Raw genomic sequence first — 17,990 nt, forward strand, 5'->3', positions numbered from 1 at the left:
AAACGTTTACGCTTATCCTTAGTGCCCGGCAAAAAACAGCCCTGATGACTGAACCTATTAGCCGGAGCCTTCCATGACAGCACAACCCCAGGTATTGAAAATCCGCCGCCCAGACGACTGGCATATCCATCTGCGTGATGACGATATGCTGAAAACCGTCGTGCCTTACACCAGTGAGTTTTATGGCCGGGCGATCGTGATGCCGAATCTGGTGCCGCCTGTCACCACCGTCGCGGCGGCTATCGCCTATCGCCAGCGCATTATGGACGCCGTCCCGGCCGGGCACGATTTTACCCCGTTGATGACCTGCTATCTGACAGACTCTCTCGACCCGGCGGAGCTGGAGCGCGGCTTTAACGAAGGCGTGTTCACCGCCGCCAAACTCTACCCGGCCAACGCCACCACCAACTCCAGCCACGGTGTCACCAGCACCGATGCCATTATGCCGGTGCTGGAGCGGATGGAAAAACTGGGCATGCCGCTGCTGGTTCACGGCGAAGTGACCCACGCCGAGATTGATATTTTCGATCGTGAAGCGCGCTTTATTGAGACGGTAATGGAACCCCTGCGTCAGCGCCTGCCCGGCCTGAAGGTGGTTTTTGAACATATCACCACTAAAGATGCCGCCGAGTATGTACGTGACGGCAATGAGTTATTAGCGGCCACCATCACCCCGCAGCATCTGATGTTTAACCGCAACCATATGCTGGTGGGCGGTATTCGTCCTCACCTGTACTGCCTGCCGGTGCTCAAGCGCAATATTCATCAGCAGGCGCTGCGCGAACTGGTCGCCAGCGGCTTTAGCCGCGCCTTCCTTGGCACCGACTCCGCGCCGCACGCCCGCCATCGTAAGGAAGCCAGCTGCGGCTGCGCCGGCTGCTTCAACGCCCCGACCGCCCTCGGCAGCTACGCCACCGTTTTTGAAGAAATGAACGCTCTGCAGCACTTTGAAGCCTTCTGCTCGCTGAACGGCCCGCGCTTCTACGGTCTGCCGGTCAATGAAAGCTATGTTGAGCTGGTGCGTGAAGAGACCACCGTCGTTGACAGCATTGCGCTGCCCAATGATAGCCTGGTCCCGTTCCTGGCGGGTGAAACCGTTCGCTGGACGATGAAGCGATAAAAAACGTAGCCCCCTGTTGTCAATGCTCACCAGATACTGTATAAATAACCAGTATCAAACACAGGGGGCAATTATGCGCATCGAAGTGTCTATCGCCAAAACGACCGCCTTACCCAACGGCGCGCTGGAAGCGCTGAATAACGAACTCTCCCGGCGTATCGCCGAGCAATTCCCGGCCATCGACAGTCAGGTGAGCGTGCGCTACGCGACCGGCAACCAGCTCTCGGTGTTCGGCGCCCTGAAAGAAGACAAAGACCGGATAAGCGAAATCCTGCAGGAAACCTGGGAAAGCGCGGACGACTGGTTTGTCCACGATCTCTCCTGAAGCATGGCGGGATCCAGTTACTCTGGTTTGCTCCCTCATTGTGCTTTTCTTTGCCGGGTCGCCCCGGCTTTTTTATCCCCGCCTCATGTTCAGAATATTCCTGATTATTCTGCTTAATATCGACTAAAATGGCCATTTCTCACGCTTATCTTGCGTAAAAAAGCGGCGAAAACAAGAAAATCATGCTGCCTTTCATTTAATTTCTCGAGTTTATTCTTGATCCCTGATATAATTAACTTGCTTCAAAAAACATGCATTAAACCTCGAGAATTGTTGTCTTTTAACATATGAATAAGGGGTTATGATGGAAAAAAATAATGAAGTCATTCAGACCCATCCCCTCGTTGGATGGGACATCAGCACCGTTGATAGCTACGATGCGCTGATGTTGCGCCTGCACTACCAGAACCCCACTCAAGAAAACAGTCATGATGCTGAAATTGGCCAGACGCTATGGCTAACGACGGACGTCGCACGTCAATTTATTTCAATCCTGGAAGCAGGCATTGCGAAGATTGAATCTGGCGAATACCAGGAAAACGAGTACCGCAGACATTAACGCGATACATGGAATGACTTAACAATAGTCTTAACAGGCACCTGCGGGTGCCTGAATTATTTTCGGGCTTGTATAAGCGAAGGGAGTTAATTACCCTGCTAATAAGGCAATTACCCGGAACTCACCATGCAATACGATCTTATCATTATCGGCAGCGGATCGGTCGGCGCCGCCGCTGGCTATTATGCGCGTCGTGCCGGACTCAATGTTCTGATGACCGATGCCCACCAGCCTCCCCATCAGGAGGGCAGCCATCATGGCAGTAGCCGTCTTATCCGTCACGCTTATGGCGAAGGTGAAAAATATGTTCCGCTAGTGCTGCGCGCCCAGCAGCTGTGGGATGAACTGGCTGAAATCAGTGGCGAAGCGGTTTTTGAACGCACCGGCGTCATTAACCTCGGCCCCGCCAGCTCTCCTTTCCTGGCCAACGTCGCCGCCAGCGCCAGGGCGTTCAAACTTGAGGTCGAAGAGTTAGATGCTCAGGCCGTCATGCAGCGCTGGCCGGAGATACGCCTTCCCGACGACTATCGGGCGATTTTCGAACCGGCTTCCGGCGTACTGCGCAGTGAGCTGGCTGTCGAGACCTGGATCCGTCTGGCACGGGAAGCAGGCTGCGCGCAGCTATTCAACTGCCCGGTCTCGGCCATTCATCACCATGCAGACGGAGTCACCATTGATACCCTTGACGGTGAATATCACGGAAAGAAATTGCTGATCAGCGCCGGCACCTGGGTCACCCGCCTGCTTCCGGAGCTTCCTGTTCAGCCGGTACGCAAGGTCTTCGCCTGGTTCCAGGCCGATGGTCGTTACAGCAGCAAGAATCATTTTCCGGCGTTCACCGGCGAGTTGCCCAACGGCGATCAATACTACGGTTTCCCGGCGGAAGATAATGAGCTAAAGATCGGCAAGCATAACGGCGGCCAGCCTATCACCACGCCGCAGGAACGATCGGCGTTTGGCGCCGTCGGCAGCGATGGTTCCGAATCCTTTCCGTTTTTACGTAACGTCCTGCCCGGGATCGGCGGCTGTCTGCACGGCGCCTCCTGCACCTATGACAACACGGTCGATGAGGATTTTATCATCGATACGCTCCCAGGCAGACCTGACACACTGCTGATCACCGGTCTGAGCGGCCACGGCTTTAAGTTTGCGCCGGTGCTGGGAGAAATTGCCAGTCAGTTTGCTCAGGGACAGACGTCGACCTTTAACCTGACGCCCTTCTCGCTGGCGCGCTTTAGCTCATAATGGAATGCGGCACGCTTGCCGCCGGGGAAAAAAACGGCCTCTGTCGAGGCCGTTAGTCATTGAGAATGGTTATGCGTCGCCTGTTTAATATGCTGGTCAACAACGTGCGCGAGCACTTTATGATCTACCTTGCGCTCTGGCTGCTGCTGGCGATCATCGATCTCGTCTGGTTATGGTTTTTCTGACGACTCAGGCTCGGGGATCCCGAGTTTGGTATTCAGTCGGCCACGCGATTTGTTAAAGATTTTATTGCCGTTTTCGCGTCCGGCGCGCAGCTGGCGCTGCTCTTCTTCCGGCAGCTTATGCTCTTCCATGCAGGCTTCGCTACAGCAACCGGCAAACTTCTCAGCGCAGCTCGGGCACTGAATAAACAGCAGATGGCAGCCATCATTCAGACAATTGGTATGGGTGTCGCACGGCACGCCACACTGGTGACAGTGCGCGATGACGTCATCGGAGATCCGCTCGCCCATCCGCTCATCAAAGACAAAGTTTTTGCCAATAAAACGGACCGGCAGCCCCTGCTCACGGGCGCGGCGGGCGTACTCAATAATCCCACCCTCGATGTGCCAGACCTGATTGAAACCGTTATGCTTCATCCAGGCGCTGGCTTTTTCACAGCGAATACCGCCGGTGCAATACATGACAATTTTCTTGTCTTTGTGGTCCTGCATCATGTCGACGGCTTTCGGCAACTGATCGCGGAAGGTGTCCGCCGGGATCTCCAGCGCGTTTTCGAAATGGCCCACTTCATATTCATAGTGGTTACGCATATCGATAAATACCGCATCCGGATCGTCAAGCATGGCATTGACGTCCGCCGCCTTGAGATAATCCCCCACATTGGAAGCATCGAAAGAAGGATCGTCGATACCATCGGCAACAATACGGTCGCGCACTTTCAGGCGCAGCACCCAGAACGATTTCCCATCGTCCTCCAGGGCGATATTGAACCGCAGCCCCGCCAGCGCCGGATCGAAGCCATACAGAAACTCACGCAGCGCTTCAACATTGCTTTCCGGCACGCTGATTTGCGCGTTGATCCCTTCCCGGGCCAGATAAATACGACCAAAGACCTTCAGCTGCGTTAAGGCAACCCATAACGCATCGCGAGTGGCCTGCGGGTCGACAATGGTGAAATATTTATAGAATGAGATCGTCGTGCGCGGCTCGGTCTCAGCCAGCATTTGCGCCTTTAACGTCTCATTTGAAATGCGGTTGTGTAACACTGGCATGGTGTACCTGCTCGACATAGAAATGAGGGAATAAACGGCGGGCATGATATAGCAAAGCTTATTAATTTACATCCCTACATTTTACGCTACATTTTTCTCACCCGGTCGCGCCCCGCTTAACAAAGCGAGCTGACTGTCGCCGCCTTTGGCTGGCCGGTAAAAAAATGCGATAATATAAGACGTTGCTCACTGATACGGGTATGAAATGACTCATTTGCCTAAATTTTCTCCGGCGCTGTTGCATCCGCGCTATTGGCTGCTGTGGCTGGGTATTGGCCTGCTGTGGCTGGTTGTCCAACTGCCCTATCCGCTGATTTACCGCCTGGGAAATGCCATCGGCCGACTGGCCATGCGCTTTATGAAGCGTCGGGCGAAGATAGCCTACCGCAACCTTGAACTCTGCTTCCCAGAGAAAAGCGAGCAGGAACGTCACCGAATGGTGGTGATGAATTTTGAATCAGTGGGTATGGGACTGATGGAGACGGGGATGGCCTGGTTCTGGCCGGTTCGTCGTATCGCCCACTGGACCGACACCATCGGCTTTGAGCATATCCGCGATGTGCAGGCGCAGCAGCGCGGCATTCTGCTGATCGGTATTCACTTCCTGACCCTCGAGATGGGCGCGCGAATGTTCGGTATGAACGAGCCGGGAATTGGCGTCTACCGTCCCAACGACAACCCGGTGATCGACTGGCTGCAGACCTGGGGCCGCTTGCGCTCAAATAAGGACATGATTGACCGTAAGGATCTGAAAGGGATGATCCGGGCGCTGAAAAAAGGTGAAGTGGTGTGGTACGCGCCGGATCACGATTACGGCCCGACCGCCAGCGTCTTTGCCCCGCTGTTTGCCGTCGACCAGGCGGCGACCACCTCCGGCACCTGGATGCTGGCGAAAATGTCCAAAGCCTGCATCGTCCCCTTCGTCCCGCGTCGCAAACCGGATGGTAAAGGTTATGAACTGATTATCCTGCCGCCAGAGTGTTCCCCGCCGCTGGACGACGCGGAAACCACGGCCGCCTGGATGAACAAGATCGTTGAGCAGTGCATCATGATGGCCCCGGAACAATATATGTGGCTCCACCGCCGCTTCAAAACCCGCCCCGAGGGCATGCCCTCCCGCTACTGATCCCTTTTCCCGGCCGCGCATGTGGCCGGGAATGCGCTTCTCGCTCATGCTTTAGGCTCTGCTTTAGCTTTAAAAGCTCTCCTCCATTGCGGCATTTATTTCCCAGGCGCATAATTAGCAGGCTCATATTTTCTCTTAATTTGACCTGCCGCGCAGGCCAGTGGAACCCTATGTCCTCTGCTGATACCCCCATTAACTGGAAACAAAATCTGACCGTGACCTGGCTCGGCTGCTTTTTAACTGGCGCCGCCTTCAGTCTGGTCATGCCCTTTCTGCCACTCTATGTCGAACAGCTCGGGGTCACCGGGCATAGCGCGCTGAACATGTGGTCCGGGCTGGTCTTTAGTATCACCTTCCTCTTCTCCGCCATTGCCTCACCGTTCTGGGGCGGTCTTGCTGACCGCAAAGGACGAAAAATTATGCTGCTGCGTTCCGCCCTCGGAATGTCCGTAGTCATGATGCTGATGGGGATGGCACAGAATATCTGGCAGTTTTTGCTATTGCGTGCGCTGCTCGGCCTGCTGGGCGGCTTTATTCCTAACGCCAACGCCCTGATTGCGACGCAGATCCCGCGCCATAAAAGCGGCTGGGCGCTGGGTACGTTGTCAACCGGCGCGGTGAGCGGCGCCCTGCTCGGCCCACTGGCGGGCGGCTTTCTGGCCGACCACTGGGGCTTGCGTACCGTCTTCTTTATGACCGCGGCGGTGCTGTTCATTTGTTTTCTGTTTACCCTGTTTTTAATCCGCGAAAATTTTGTGCCGATCGCCAAAAAAGAGATGCTCAGTGCCAGAGAGGTTTTCTCCTCGCTACAGAATCCCAAACTGGTGCTCAGCCTGTTTGTGACCTCGCTGATAATCCAGGTGGCCACCGGTTCGATTGCGCCGATTCTGACGCTTTACGTGCGCGACCTGGCCGGCAACGTCAGTAACATCGCCTTTATTAGCGGGATGATCGCCTCGGTGCCGGGAATAGCCGCGCTGATGAGCGCTCCTCGTCTGGGCAGGCTCGGGGATCGTATCGGACCGGAAAAGATCCTCATCGTCGCGCTGATTATCTCGGTGCTGCTGCTGATCCCGATGTCGTTCGTTCAGACTCCACTGCAGCTGGGTATCCTGCGTTTCCTGCTCGGCGCCGCAGACGGGGCACTGCTGCCGGCGGTGCAAACCCTGCTGGTGTATAATTCCACCAGCCAGATCTCCGGGCGCATCTTTAGCTATAACCAGTCGTTCCGCGATATTGGCAACGTTACCGGCCCCCTGATAGGCGCCTCGGTGTCCGCCAACTACGGCTTCCGCGCGGTATTCCTGGTCACCGCTGGCGTGGTGTTGTTTAACGCCATTTACTCGACCCTCAGCTTGCGCCGACCTGCCGCGGAAGACTCGCAGCCTGACCGCCATTCAGTAAATTAATGTCCAGAGGGGCCCTGCCCCTTGACGCCATGGCTACCGCCTTCTATAGATTGAATCGTGTTCAATTCATATTCTTCTCAGGAGATTCGCTATGCCAAAGGATTCGATGTTCTATGCCACGCTCGAAGAAGCTATTGATGCAGCACGCGAAGAATTTCTCGCCAATAATCCTGACAGCGATGAAGAGAGCGCTAACGTTGAGCAGCTCAATATTCAAAAGTATGTGCTGCAGGATGGTGATATCGCATGGCAGGCCGAATTTTTTGCTGACGAAGACGAACAAGGTGAATGTTTACCGATGCTCAGCGGCGAAGCGGCGCAGAGCGTCTTCGACGGGGATTATGATGAGATAGAGCTACGCCAGGAGTGGTTGGAAGAAAATACGCTTCATGAGTGGGATGAAGGCGAATTCCAGCTCGAACCCTCGCTGGATACCGAAGAGGGACAGACGGCAGCAGACGAGTGGGACGAGCGTTAATCAGTTATAGGGCCCGTGGCTGGCGTCCAGCGGCAACAGCAGCGTATCGAACACCAGCGAGAACGGCAGGTCCAGAACGGTGAGATAGCGCCATGCCGAGTCGCGAACGTCCCACTGCACGCCCGGGTAATATTGATTGCCATGCCCCTGCCCGGGCACCGTCCGGCTGATAATGCTGCCGCAGCCGCTCAGCAGCAGCACCATGGCAATGATCGGTAGTATTCGCATCCACAACCTCGTGTTTCAGATAAAAAAATACCGGCATCGCTGCCGGTATTTTCCTTTACGTACGGCTTATTTCGTTTTCAGCGCCAGCGGGTTAAGCGCTAACTGCTGATAGGCGTTGACCCACGATGAATATTTCTCCGGCGCGGCCCAGACGCGATAGTGCAGACGCGACATGGTCACCGGGTCGCTCAACAGCACCAGTCGACGATCGCGGTTCAGCTTATCCGGCGTTTCATTCAGCGCCTGCTCAACGTGGCGCTCGCGAGCGATCTCAAGGATATGACCATGACGATGGCGCGCGGTGGCCATCGCCGTGGCGAGGGCGTTAAACGACGGATTGAATACCGCGTGCATAAAGCCATCGTCCAGTGAACGCTGACGGTTCAGCGTCAGGTACGCGTCGGTATCCTTGAGCACCTGCGGCGGCGAATACTCTTCCGGGATCAGGAACAGCTTCCAGCGCTTGCTGCGCAGGCCCACGGTCGCCCGGCTGGAGATCGCCGACACGAACGGCGACAGGATCAGCGAGACGACGATCGGCGCCAGCCAGAACAGGAAGCGCAGATCCAGCCATGCCATTCCGACTGCCCACACCAGCCCCAGCAGCAGCTGCGAGCCGTGACGCATAAAGGCTTCTCCCCACGGTGTGGAGTCATCATCACGCTGCGGCGAATTCCACACCACTTCCCAGCCGAGGAAGGCGCTGACCACGAAGACGGTGTGAAACAGCATGCGAACCGGCGCCAGCAGGACCGAGAACAGGACCTCCAGCAGCAGAGAGAGCGTGACGCGGATAAACCCGCCGTACTCTTTCGGCCCTTTACACCACACCAGAATAATACTCAGCAGCTTCGGCAGGAACAGCAGCACCATGGTCGAAGCGAACAGCGCGATGGCCAGCTCCGGACGCCACTGCGGCCACACCGGGAACAGCTGACGCGGCTGCAGGAAGTACTGCGGCTCGGTCAGGGCATGCACCACCTGCAGCGCCGTCGACAGGGCAAGGAACATAAACCATAGCGGCGCTGACAGGTACGACATTACGCCGGTGAGGAATACCGCCCGGTGAACCGGGTGCATCCCTCTGACGAGGAACAGGCGGAAGTTCATCAGGTTGCCCTGACACCAGCGACGGTCGCGTTTCAGCTCGTCCAGCAGGTTCGGCGGCAGCTCCTCATAGGAGCCCGGCAGATCATAGGCAATCCACACCCCCCAGCCGGCACGGCGCATTAGCGCGGCTTCGACGAAGTCGTGCGACAGGATCGACCCGGCAAAGTTACCCTCGCCCGGCAGCGGCGCCAGCGCGCAGTGCTCAATGAACGGCTTCACGCGGATAATGGCATTGTGTCCCCAGTAGTGGGACTCCCCCAGCTGCCAGAAGTGCAGACCCGCCGTAAACAGCGGACCGTACACCCGGGTGGCAAACTGCTGGCAACGCGCATACAGCGTGTCCATGCCCGAGGCGCGCGGGGATGACTGGATGATCCCGGCGTTCGGGTTCGCTTCCATCAGGCGCACCAGGCTGCTCAGACACTCGCCGGTCATCACGGAGTCTGCGTCCAGCACCACCATATAGCTGTACTGGCTGCCCCAGCGGCGGCAGAAATCATCGATGTTGCCGCTCTTACGCTTCACGCGACGACGACGACGACGGTAGAAAATCTGCCCTTCGCCCTGCACTTCAGCAATCAGCTCCATCCACGCCTTTTGCTCAGCCACACAGATATCGGGGTTATAGCTGTCGCTGAGAATATAGACGTCGAAATGAGCAGCGTTACCGGTCGCTTTCACCGACTCCCACGTCGCCCGCAGCCCGGCGAAAACGCGATCAACGTCTTCGTTACAGATCGGCATAATAAGCGCCGTACGGTGCGCCGGGTTCAACGGTTCGTCACCGACCGTCGAGGCGGAAATACTGTACTTGTCGCGGCCAATCAATAGTTGCAGAAAGCCCATTAACGCGGTCCAGAAGCCGGCGGAAACCCAGCAGAACAGCACCGCGAAGAGGATCAGGATGCCGCTCTGCAACACATACGGCAGCAGCTGCATGAAAGAGATCCACAGGTTCTGCCCCACCATGTCGGCCGGGTTGATCAACGCCCAGCCCTGATAAGGCAGAATGGTTTTCATATACCAGGTGGCCACCACGGTCTGCGACAGCGTCAACAACAGCAGGATGTAGCGACGAATGCTCCCGACGGTACGCCATTTTTGCTCGCTCTCACGCTCTTCTTGCGTCAGGCGGGAGAGATAGCGTGGCGTGACATCGCGTCCGCGCAGACGGTCCCAGAAGCGGCCGACCGGGTTAGTACGCCACGGGTCCGGGATCATCGAGGAGCGCCTGGCTTTCGGCATAGCATGCAGTTGGGTACGACCTTCGTCATCCTTCACCAGCTGATCGCCAGAAAGAGAATCCGGCCAGCTGTGCGCCAGCCGCGCCTTCACTGACCCTAACGGGGCGTCGTCTTCGCGGGCGAAATGCCGATGTTCGTCATCCAGGGCCTGGTGAACGGCCTGCAGACTGGTGTCCGGCAGCGCCGATTTCTCGGCGTCCGACAGCGGCAATGCGTCAATGTACTTCGTTATCTTATTCATTGGCAGGCAGCTGATAGCTCCAGGTTTCGCTCAACGTGTCATCACCGTTAACCAGTGCGGCACGCATTTCCGTCGTTTTCTTCGGATCTTTGACCTTCAAACGCAGGATCATCCGCCAGCCTTTGGTCACTGGATTGTAACGCACGGTATTTTCAACGATTTCCGCGTTATCGCCGGTGCTCGCCTGAGCAGCGACCGGGGTATCCGCTGGCAGTTTCTTCATATCGGCGCCGGTGAAGTCGACAATGAAGGCAACCGTGCCGTCCGGCTGGCGGATCAGGTTCGACTGCTTCACGTCGCCGGTAGAGCGGCGGGTCTGCATAACGTAGGCGTTATCTGGCGCATGCAGCTTGTCTTCATCGCGGCTGAAGGTGATGGTGTATTTGAAATTCATCTCCTTGCCCGGCTCCGGCAGCTGATCCGGCGTCCAGTAAGTCACGATATTATCGTTCGTTTCATCGTTGGTCGGGATTTCAACCAGCTCGATTTTCCCTTTGCCCCAGTCCCCTTTCGGGGTGATCCAGGCGCTCGGACGCAGGTCATAACGATCGTCGAGATCCTCGAAGCGCGAGAACTGACGGCCGCGCTGCAGCAGGCCGAACCCTTGCGGATTTTCCATCGCATAGCTGCTGACAGCCAGATGTTTCGGGTTGTTCAGCGGACGCCAGATCCACTCGCCGTTACCGGCCAGGATCGACAGACCATTGGAGTCGTGCAGCGCCGGACGATAGTTGAGCGTCGGAGAAGGCTGGTTGGAACCGAACAGGAACATGCTGGTCAGCGGCGCCACACCCAGTTTGCCGACTTTGTCACGCAGGTAAACTTTGGACTGCACGTCCACGACGGTGTCGCGTCCCGGCATGATGACAAAGCGATAGGCGCCGGTTGCCCGTGGGGAATCCAGCAGCGCATAGATAGTCAGACGCTTGTCAGTGGCTTTTGGACGTTCGATCCAGAACTCACGAAAACGCGGGAACTCTTCGCCGGACGGCAGCGCGGTATCGATAGCCAGGCCACGCGCGGACAGACCGTAAACCTGACCCTGACCCAGCACGCGGAAGTAGCTGGCACCGAGCATGCTGACGATTTCATCGTTCTTATCTTTGCTGTTGATCGGATACAGTACTTTGAAGCCAGCGAAACCGAGGTCTTTCACTGTGTCTTTATCGTGCTGGACGTTACCAAAGTTAAAATAGTCCGGACTATATTTAATTTTGCGCACGCTGGTCGCCGTCACTTCATTGATGGTGACCGGCGTGTCGAAGTACATCCCCTGATGGTAAAATTCAAGCTTGAATGGGGTTTTCTGGTTATTCCAGTAAGCTTTATCGTGATTAAACTGAATTTGCTGGTAGTCCGCGTATTTCATGTCGCGGAAAGCGGAGGGCAGGTTACTCTTCGGCGCTTCATAGCCTTTCCCGGCTAACGTTTTGGCCTCTTTTGCAACGTCATCAATGCTAAACGCCCATGCAGATGAAGTACACAGGGACAACATTACGGCTGCGCTTAACCAACGCATTTTCATCATCTGTGGTTTATGTTTCATATAAGTAAGCACTTCCCCCTTTGTGTGCTTAAATCGATCCGATCTATTTTAATGGAAACTCAGGCAATCCGACAACATAATCCCTGCTTTGTTCAGCCTGGCGGCACAGGGAATAAACAGTTCGCTGTCCCGTTTGCACTTTGAGTGCTTATCCTGGAGACAGTTACCCCGAGTTCATGTAGGGTTGCTGATAGTGTAAGCGTTATCACCTTGAGTGATAAGACGAATTATCTGAGATTGTCGTGAATCGTATGAATAATACTCCGGTACAGCGTGAATATTTCTTCGACAGCATCCGCGCCTGGTTGATGCTGCTGGGGATCCCTTTCCACATTTCGCTGATTTATTCCAGCCACAGCTGGCATGTCAACAGCGCCGAACCCTCGTGGTGGTTGACGCTGTTTAATGACTTCATCCATGCCTTTCGCATGCAGGTCTTCTTCGTCATCTCCGGCTATTTCTCCTACATGCTATTTCTGCGCTACCCGCTGAAAAAATGGTGGAAAGTGCGCGTCGAACGAGTCGGTATTCCGATGCTGACCGCCATCCCGCTGCTGACGCTGCCACAGTTTATTATGCTGCAGTACGTCAACGGCAAGGCGGAAAACTGGCATACCCTTTCCATATACGACAAATTTAACACCCTGGCCTGGGAGCTCATTTCCCACCTGTGGTTTTTACTGGTTCTGGTGGTACTGACCTCGCTGGGGGTGGTGCTGTTTAAATGGCTGACACGCCGCCCGGCTGGCCACGGCCTCGCCTTCAGTGACACTGTCACTATGGGCCAGTTGACGATGATTTTCCTTGCGCTGGGGGTCTTTTACGCGCTGATCCGTCGGTCCTTGTTCCTGATCTACCCGCCCCTGCTGAGCAATGGTCTGTTTAATTTCGTTGTGATGCAGACGCTGTTCTATCTGCCCTTCTTTGTGCTGGGCGCACAGACTTTCATTAACCCGCGCTTAAAGACCATGTTCACCACTCCGTCGCCGTGGTGCTGCGCCGCAGCGCTGCTCGGGTTTATCGCCTATAGACTGAATCAGCAGTACGGGTCCGGCGACGGCTGGATGTACGAAACCGAATCGGTGATCACTATGGTGTTGGGGCTGTGGATGGTCAATGTGGTCTTTTCGCTCGGCCATCGACTGCTGAACTTCCAGTCGGCGCGCGTAACCTATTTCGTCAATGCTTCGCTGTTTATTTACCTGGTGCACCACCCGCTGACGCTGCTCTACGGGGCGTGGATCACCCCGGCCATCAAGTCCAATACCTTAGGCTTTATTGTCGGGCTGGTTTTTGTGGTGGGTATCGCGCTGATCCTGTATGAAATTCACCTGCGCATTCCGCTGCTGCGTTTCCTGTTCTCCGGTAAACCGATGAACAAACCGGCCAAAACCCCGGCTTCGGCCAGCTAATTTGCCGCGGGTGCGGCACGCCAGGCGTGTCGCATTACCCTTGCTCGTCAAAGAGCCGGTCGAAAATCATATTATACAGGGCTTCTAAATCCGCCTTATCGACCGGGGTGGAGGCGTTCAGCTCACAGCGGTAGGCTGCCCCCTCCGTCAGAACAGCGATGAGCTCTGATGCGGCATTGCGCCGCGCATCGCTGAGCCCGGGATGGTAGCGCTGCGACAGACGCCCTCCCTCCTCTTTCAACCGTAGATCGGCCTGCACCATGATCTCACGCAAGCGTGGATTACGCGAGGATTCGGCGTTGATTTCCATCAGCAGATAATTATCGCTTTTGGTGGCTGCCGACGTCGGGATCCTGCCGGCCAGCACCGCCGCTTTGCGCGCCAGATTGTGGTTCTCATCGATCATCTCCCCGACCCTGGCGTTGACGATTTCGCTGACAATCGCTTCGATGATCGCCTCTTTGCTGGCAAAAATACGATACAGCTGACCGACGCTCAGGCCCGCCTCGCGGGCAATATCGGCGACGGAGGCGCCGTGCAGCCCCTTTTCAGCAAAACACCTTTGCGCAGCGGCGACGATCTCCGCGCGGCGCGCCTGCTGCTTCTGCTGTACTTTTCCTTCTGACACCCTGCTCCCTCCTGCTACCCATCATTCCCGTCAATACTGGCGGTTATCATAGCCTATTCTGTTGAATCAGGGGTATGACGCCAGCAGGCGACGATAGACAGCCGCCGTTTCCTCGTCAAAACAGACGAACAGGACGCGCTCAAGCGGGTTATAGCGAGTGAGAAACGCGGTGACGGTACGTACGGCGATCTCCGCCGCTTCCTCTTTTGGATAGCCATACACGCCGGTGCTGATCGCCGGAAACGCAATGGAGCGATAGTTGTTTGCCGAGGCCAGCTGCAGACTGTTTTTGTAAGCATCGGCCAGGGTTTGCGCTTCCATGCGGTCGCCGCCGTGCCAAACCGGGCCCACGGTGTGGATCACCGCGCTGGCGGGAAGATCGCCCGCAATAGTGATCACCGCGTGACCGGGGGGACATTCGCCCTGCTGCTGCAACACCTGTTTGCAAGCCGCCAGCAGCGCCGGACCGGCCGCCCGGTGGATCGCGCCATCCACCCCGCCACCGCCCAGCAGCGAGGGGTTTGCCGCATTAACAATCACATCGACATCAAGCGTCGTAATATCGCCGAGAATTACCTCAGGTTGAACAGCCATTTCTCCTCCTGTCGGCATAGCGCGTGGATACGGCTTTCTGCCGATACTAGGGCATTCCCGCCCCCGGGAGCAAGATTATCCCTCAGCCCTGGCGACGGGAAGCTAAAAAAAACAGGACCCTAAGGGTCCTGTTGAGCATGTTGTTTCGCCGGTCAGGCGTTGTCATTAGCGAACGATTTATGTTTGCCCGCGCGGGCCGCCAGCCACAGGCCACTATTCTTCATGGCATAGCCAAAAACCAGACCCAACGCCAGGGAAGGCACCACCAGGCGCCAGTCGCCCTCTGCCGCGAAGGTGGCGCAGGCGCCGATAAAGGTGCCCGGTACAAACGACAGCAATGTCTGTCGCGCCTGAATGCACATCAGGAAGGCGACGATACCGGTCATCATATAGCTGAGGATCTGCAGCTGCGGGGCCAGTGCGCTACCGTGGATAATCACTAATGCCCAGACCACGCCGCTCATTACTGTGCATGAGGAGATAGCCAGACCTTTCAGACCGCCCTGCGGGCAGGCGAAATAGGCCGTACAGCCGAGGAAACCGGCCCAGCTCAGCAGGCCGAGAGCGACCGCCACCCATCCCCAAATCCCGGAGAGAATGCCCGTCGTTAATGCGATTGCGAAGAGTATGTTCATGGCGCGTATCCTAGCAGATACGCGCCGGAAGAATGAGATCTAAAACACAGTATATGAATGAACCTAATTTCAGTTGCATTCAAATAGTGATTTAAATCACATATTATTGTTCATCTTCTTCCTGAAGCTCGTCCCACATCGCGGCGATAGCGTCGCGGGTCAAAGGTGCCATGGTGCGCCAGAACGGCGTGTGGGCATGGGCTTCGACTTTGCCCAGCATCGTCCCGCACCATGGCAGGATATAGTCGGCAAACAGGAGCTCCAGCGTCTCGCTCTGGTCTTCTGTGGCATGATCTTCCAGCCAGGAGGCGGCCAGCAGCAGCGATCCGAGATGATCCGCCGGACCTTCCCCTGTCGGGATGCCGTGTTCGCTCATAAAAGCCCGAACGTCTGCTTCCGAGGAACCCTCCACCCACGCGCTGCGGTACGGCGGCACGCTGCAGGCTTCACCGACGAACAGCGCATTATAGTCCGTCGCCAGGGACTGCATCTCACAACTTTTCTGCAGACGCGCCAGCAGTTCATCCTGCTCAAGCGGCCAGCTGCCAGCCAGTTTGCCCTCACGGATCAGGGTAAACAGCGGCACCAGCAGCGGGTCCTGCGGTTGACGGTAATACAGCGAACCCAGCACGCGGCAGAGGATTGAAAACTCGTTCATTCAGTTATTCCAGTTATACAAATTAAAGGTCAGCAAATTCCGGGATCGCCGGCATGCCCCGCGACTCGAGGAAGTTGAGCAGGCGACGCGGAGAAACGTTGAGGATCCTCTCCTCCGGGAAATCGACCGCATCAAGGATCTTGCGGCATTCGGTAAATTCCCCGAGGGTAAAGGCAGTGTGAGAGTCCGAGCCCAGCGCCACCCATCCCCCGGCATCACGCACCGCCGCAGCGATAGCTCGGCAGTTATCGTCACTGCCCACGCGCGATGAAATAAAAGAGGAGTTATTAATCTCCAGCGCCACCTGATAGCGGGCCGCCGCTTCGGCAATAGCCGGGATATCCACCGGGAATTTCGGATTACCCGGATGGCTAATCATATGCACCTTACCGCTGGCCATCGCGGCGATCATCGCCTGCGTATGGGTGTCACGATCCTGCGGAGGGAACACCGGCTCATGGAATCCGGCGATGATCAGATCAAGCGAGGTTAACATCGGCCCGGAGCAGTCGATCTCACCTTCGATATTTTTAATATTCGACTCAATACCGCGCAGGATCCCCACCCCGTCTACCAGGCGAGGCCAGATGCGCATATTAACGAAGTGCCAGTAGTGCGGGGCATCCGCCATATCCGGGCCATGGTCGGTGATGGCGAAGAGTTTGATCCCTTTACGCTTTGCTTCCGCAATATAATCGTGCAGGGTGCTGTAGGCGTGGGTGCTGGCGACGGTATGCATGTGCAGGTCAACGGGATACATCACATTCTCCTCTTCTGTTTGCCGCAAGAATAGCAGGAAACCGGGCTATTGATTAGCAAAAACCCCGCCGTGGCGGGGTTCTCTCGTCTTAATAACCGCGCTGGCGGTCAACCTGACCGCTTACCGGTTCCCCTCGCTCAAGCCGGTTAATGGTCCCCGCAATGTAGGTGATAGCTTCCATTGGACGGGTCACTGCCGCCACATGGGGGGTCATGGCCACCCGCGGATGCGCCCATAGCGGGCTCTCCTGCGGCAGCGGTTCGCGACTGAAGACATCGAGCATCGCCCCTTTGAGCTTACCGCTGTTCAGCGCCGCCAGCAGATCCTCTTCAACGACATGCACGCCGCGAGCAAGGTTAAGGACATAGCTCTCATCCGGCAGCTGCGCCAGCAGCGTTTGGTTAATAATACCGGCGGTTTCAGCGGTATTCGGCAGCAGGTTGATCAGCACGCGTGTGCCCTGCAGGAATTCGCCCAGCTCGGCCTGACCGGCGAAGCTCTGCACCTGTGGCCAGGATTTGCGGCTACGGCTCCAGACGCGAAGCGGGAACCCCCAGGGTTGCAAGCTTTCCGCGACCTTCGCCCCCAGCACGCCGGCGCCCATAATACCGACAGTAAATTCGTCGGCGCGATACTCGGGCAGCGGCTGCCAGCGGGAAGCCAGCTTCAGCGCCTGATAGTCATCAAAGCGGCGGAACCAGTGCAACACCTGGCTCACGGCATACTCCTGCATCTGCCGTCCCATACCGGTATCTTCGAGGCGAAACAGCGGAATCGACAGCGGCAGCATAGCCGGATGGTCGCGCAGCTTACTCAGGATTGAGTCCACGCCCGCCCCGAGGGCAAACACGGCCTTCAGCGCCCGGTCCTGCAGCATCTCTACCGGCGGATGCCAGACCAGGGCATAGTCAGCCGGCTGGTTGTCACCCGCTTTCCACTCGCGCACCCGCGCACCGGGTAACTGTTTTTCCAGCTCACGGATCCAGAATGGGGTATCAAAGGTCTGATGGTAAAAAATAATCTCCATAGGGGCTCCTGATAGCAGACGCCTTTGGCCGATTGACGCTGGCGTCTTATTTTACTCATTGTTTTCTATTGGTTTGCCAGCATAACAAAATTCTCCCGAGCGAAAAGGGAAAAGGCACTGGCGACAAAAAAAACGGATTTCGCGCGTTTAAGGAGCAAGTTGCTCGAAGTTTGTCTAAACGCGCTTTTTTTGCAAAAAGTTGATTGACGGGCGATACGTATTTCCCTACATTAGCGCCCGTTCCCGACAACAACGGGAAAGACAATATGGTGAGGTGTCCGAGTGGCTGAAGGAGCACGCCTGGAAAGTGTGTATACGGCAACGTATCGGGGGTTCGAATCCCCCCCTCACCGCCATATTTTAAGAAGAGCTCGTACGCAAGTACGGGCTTTTTTCTTTTATATTCTCCG

Annotated in this window: 19 protein-coding genes and 1 tRNA gene; 10 read left to right on the forward strand and 10 right to left on the reverse strand. The window is 56.4% G+C overall.

Annotated features, from left to right (window positions below; translation table 11 throughout):
* The first annotated feature begins 73 nt into the window (after nt 1-73).
* From pyrC to CWM53_RS04760, 5 genes are all read left to right on the forward strand, one after another.
* Nucleotides 74-1,120: a dihydroorotase gene (gene pyrC / locus CWM53_RS04735; protein ID WP_074386343.1), complete on the forward strand. Its 1,047-nt coding sequence runs from the start codon at nt 74-76 to the stop codon at nt 1,118-1,120.
* A 73-nt stretch (nt 1,121-1,193) separates the two neighbouring features.
* Nucleotides 1,194-1,445 carry a DNA damage-inducible protein I gene (gene dinI, locus CWM53_RS04740; protein WP_002898994.1) on the forward strand — a complete coding sequence of 84 codons (252 nt, stop codon included), beginning with the start codon at nt 1,194-1,196 and terminating at the stop codon, nt 1,443-1,445.
* Between the two features lie 304 nt (nt 1,446-1,749).
* The gene (gene bssS / locus CWM53_RS04750) at nt 1,750-2,004 is read left to right on the forward strand and encodes a biofilm formation regulator BssS (RefSeq protein WP_008805969.1); all 255 of its coding nucleotides are present in this window, start codon (nt 1,750-1,752) and stop codon (nt 2,002-2,004) included.
* Nucleotides 2,005-2,130: 126 nt separating this feature from the next.
* A complete protein-coding gene (gene solA / locus CWM53_RS04755; RefSeq protein ID WP_074386344.1) occupies nt 2,131-3,249 on the forward strand; it encodes an N-methyl-L-tryptophan oxidase in 1,119 nt (372 codons plus the stop codon).
* 71 nt (nt 3,250-3,320) lie between these two features.
* On the forward strand, nt 3,321-3,434 hold the full coding sequence (locus CWM53_RS04760) for a DUF2770 family protein (RefSeq protein WP_002898988.1): 114 nt from the start codon (nt 3,321-3,323) through the stop codon (nt 3,432-3,434).
* Here CWM53_RS04760 and CWM53_RS04765 read toward each other — a convergent pair.
* Complete coding sequence (locus CWM53_RS04765) at nt 3,420-4,484, reverse strand: rhodanese-related sulfurtransferase (RefSeq protein ID WP_074386345.1); 1,065 nt, start codon at nt 4,482-4,484, stop codon at nt 3,420-3,422. The two genes, CWM53_RS04760 and CWM53_RS04765, sit on opposite strands and share 15 nt — an antisense overlap.
* A gap of 205 nt (nt 4,485-4,689) precedes the next feature.
* Here CWM53_RS04765 and CWM53_RS04770 point away from each other — a divergent pair, with 205 nt between their 5' ends.
* The 3 genes from CWM53_RS04770 to CWM53_RS04785 all read left to right on the forward strand — a co-directional run bounded on the left by CWM53_RS04770 (nt 4,690) and on the right by CWM53_RS04785 (nt 7,497).
* Nucleotides 4,690-5,610 (forward strand): Kdo(2)-lipid IV(A) acyltransferase, encoded by a 921-nt coding sequence (locus tag CWM53_RS04770; protein WP_074386346.1) that lies wholly within the window; start codon nt 4,690-4,692, stop codon nt 5,608-5,610.
* Between the two features lie 170 nt (nt 5,611-5,780).
* Nucleotides 5,781-7,019, forward strand: a complete 1,239-nt coding sequence (gene mdtG / locus CWM53_RS04780) for a multidrug efflux MFS transporter MdtG (RefSeq protein ID WP_100632017.1) — start codon at nt 5,781-5,783, stop codon at nt 7,017-7,019.
* Between the two features lie 91 nt (nt 7,020-7,110).
* Complete coding sequence (locus CWM53_RS04785) at nt 7,111-7,497, forward strand: MysB family protein (RefSeq protein WP_012542251.1); 387 nt, start codon at nt 7,111-7,113, stop codon at nt 7,495-7,497.
* Here CWM53_RS04785 and CWM53_RS04790 read toward each other — a convergent pair whose 3' ends face one another.
* The 3 genes from CWM53_RS04790 to mdoG form a co-directional block, all read right to left on the reverse strand.
* Nucleotides 7,498-7,725, reverse strand: coding sequence for a YceK/YidQ family lipoprotein (locus CWM53_RS04790; protein WP_074386347.1), 228 nt, complete (start codon nt 7,723-7,725; stop codon nt 7,498-7,500).
* A 66-nt stretch (nt 7,726-7,791) separates the two neighbouring features.
* Nucleotides 7,792-10,320 carry a glucans biosynthesis glucosyltransferase MdoH gene (gene mdoH / locus CWM53_RS04795; protein WP_100632016.1) on the reverse strand — a complete coding sequence of 843 codons (2,529 nt, stop codon included), beginning with the start codon at nt 10,318-10,320 and terminating at the stop codon, nt 7,792-7,794.
* Nucleotides 10,313-11,866, reverse strand: a complete 1,554-nt coding sequence (mdoG, locus tag CWM53_RS04800) for a glucans biosynthesis protein MdoG (protein WP_012968580.1) — start codon at nt 11,864-11,866, stop codon at nt 10,313-10,315. The genes mdoH and mdoG overlap by 8 nt, the downstream gene beginning before the upstream one ends.
* Nucleotides 11,867-12,117: 251 nt before the next feature.
* Here mdoG and mdoC point away from each other — a divergent pair, with 251 nt between their 5' ends.
* A complete protein-coding gene (gene mdoC / locus CWM53_RS04810) occupies nt 12,118-13,278 on the forward strand; it encodes a glucans biosynthesis protein MdoC (RefSeq protein ID WP_061155096.1) in 1,161 nt (386 codons plus the stop codon).
* Nucleotides 13,279-13,312: 34 nt separating this feature from the next.
* Here mdoC and CWM53_RS04815 read toward each other — a convergent pair whose 3' ends face one another.
* The 6 genes from CWM53_RS04815 to ghrA all read right to left on the reverse strand — a co-directional run bounded on the left by CWM53_RS04815 (nt 13,313) and on the right by ghrA (nt 17,580).
* Complete coding sequence (locus tag CWM53_RS04815) at nt 13,313-13,906, reverse strand: TetR/AcrR family transcriptional regulator (protein ID WP_074386349.1); 594 nt, start codon at nt 13,904-13,906, stop codon at nt 13,313-13,315.
* A 66-nt stretch (nt 13,907-13,972) separates the two neighbouring features.
* On the reverse strand, nt 13,973-14,500 hold the full coding sequence (ymdB, locus tag CWM53_RS04820) for an O-acetyl-ADP-ribose deacetylase (RefSeq protein WP_061155098.1): 528 nt from the start codon (nt 14,498-14,500) through the stop codon (nt 13,973-13,975).
* Nucleotides 14,501-14,652: 152 nt separating this feature from the next.
* On the reverse strand, nt 14,653-15,135 hold the full coding sequence (locus CWM53_RS04825) for a DUF1097 domain-containing protein (RefSeq protein WP_074386350.1): 483 nt from the start codon (nt 15,133-15,135) through the stop codon (nt 14,653-14,655).
* Between the two features lie 103 nt (nt 15,136-15,238).
* Nucleotides 15,239-15,793 (reverse strand): molecular chaperone, encoded by a 555-nt coding sequence (locus CWM53_RS04830; RefSeq protein ID WP_074386351.1) that lies wholly within the window; start codon nt 15,791-15,793, stop codon nt 15,239-15,241.
* 22 nt (nt 15,794-15,815) lie between these two features.
* On the reverse strand, nt 15,816-16,553 hold the full coding sequence (locus tag CWM53_RS04835) for a phosphatase (protein WP_061155101.1): 738 nt from the start codon (nt 16,551-16,553) through the stop codon (nt 15,816-15,818).
* A gap of 88 nt (nt 16,554-16,641) precedes the next feature.
* Nucleotides 16,642-17,580 (reverse strand): glyoxylate/hydroxypyruvate reductase GhrA, encoded by a 939-nt coding sequence (ghrA, locus tag CWM53_RS04840; RefSeq protein ID WP_100675979.1) that lies wholly within the window; start codon nt 17,578-17,580, stop codon nt 16,642-16,644.
* Between the two features lie 268 nt (nt 17,581-17,848).
* Here ghrA and CWM53_RS04845 point away from each other — a divergent pair.
* A tRNA-Ser gene (locus CWM53_RS04845) sits at nt 17,849-17,936 on the forward strand.
* Nucleotides 17,937-17,990: the final 54 nt, after the last annotated feature.

This window comes from Klebsiella sp. A-Nf5 (genome assembly GCF_002810545.1).
Taxonomy (GTDB): Bacteria; Pseudomonadota; Gammaproteobacteria; order Enterobacterales; family Enterobacteriaceae; genus Klebsiella; species Klebsiella variicola.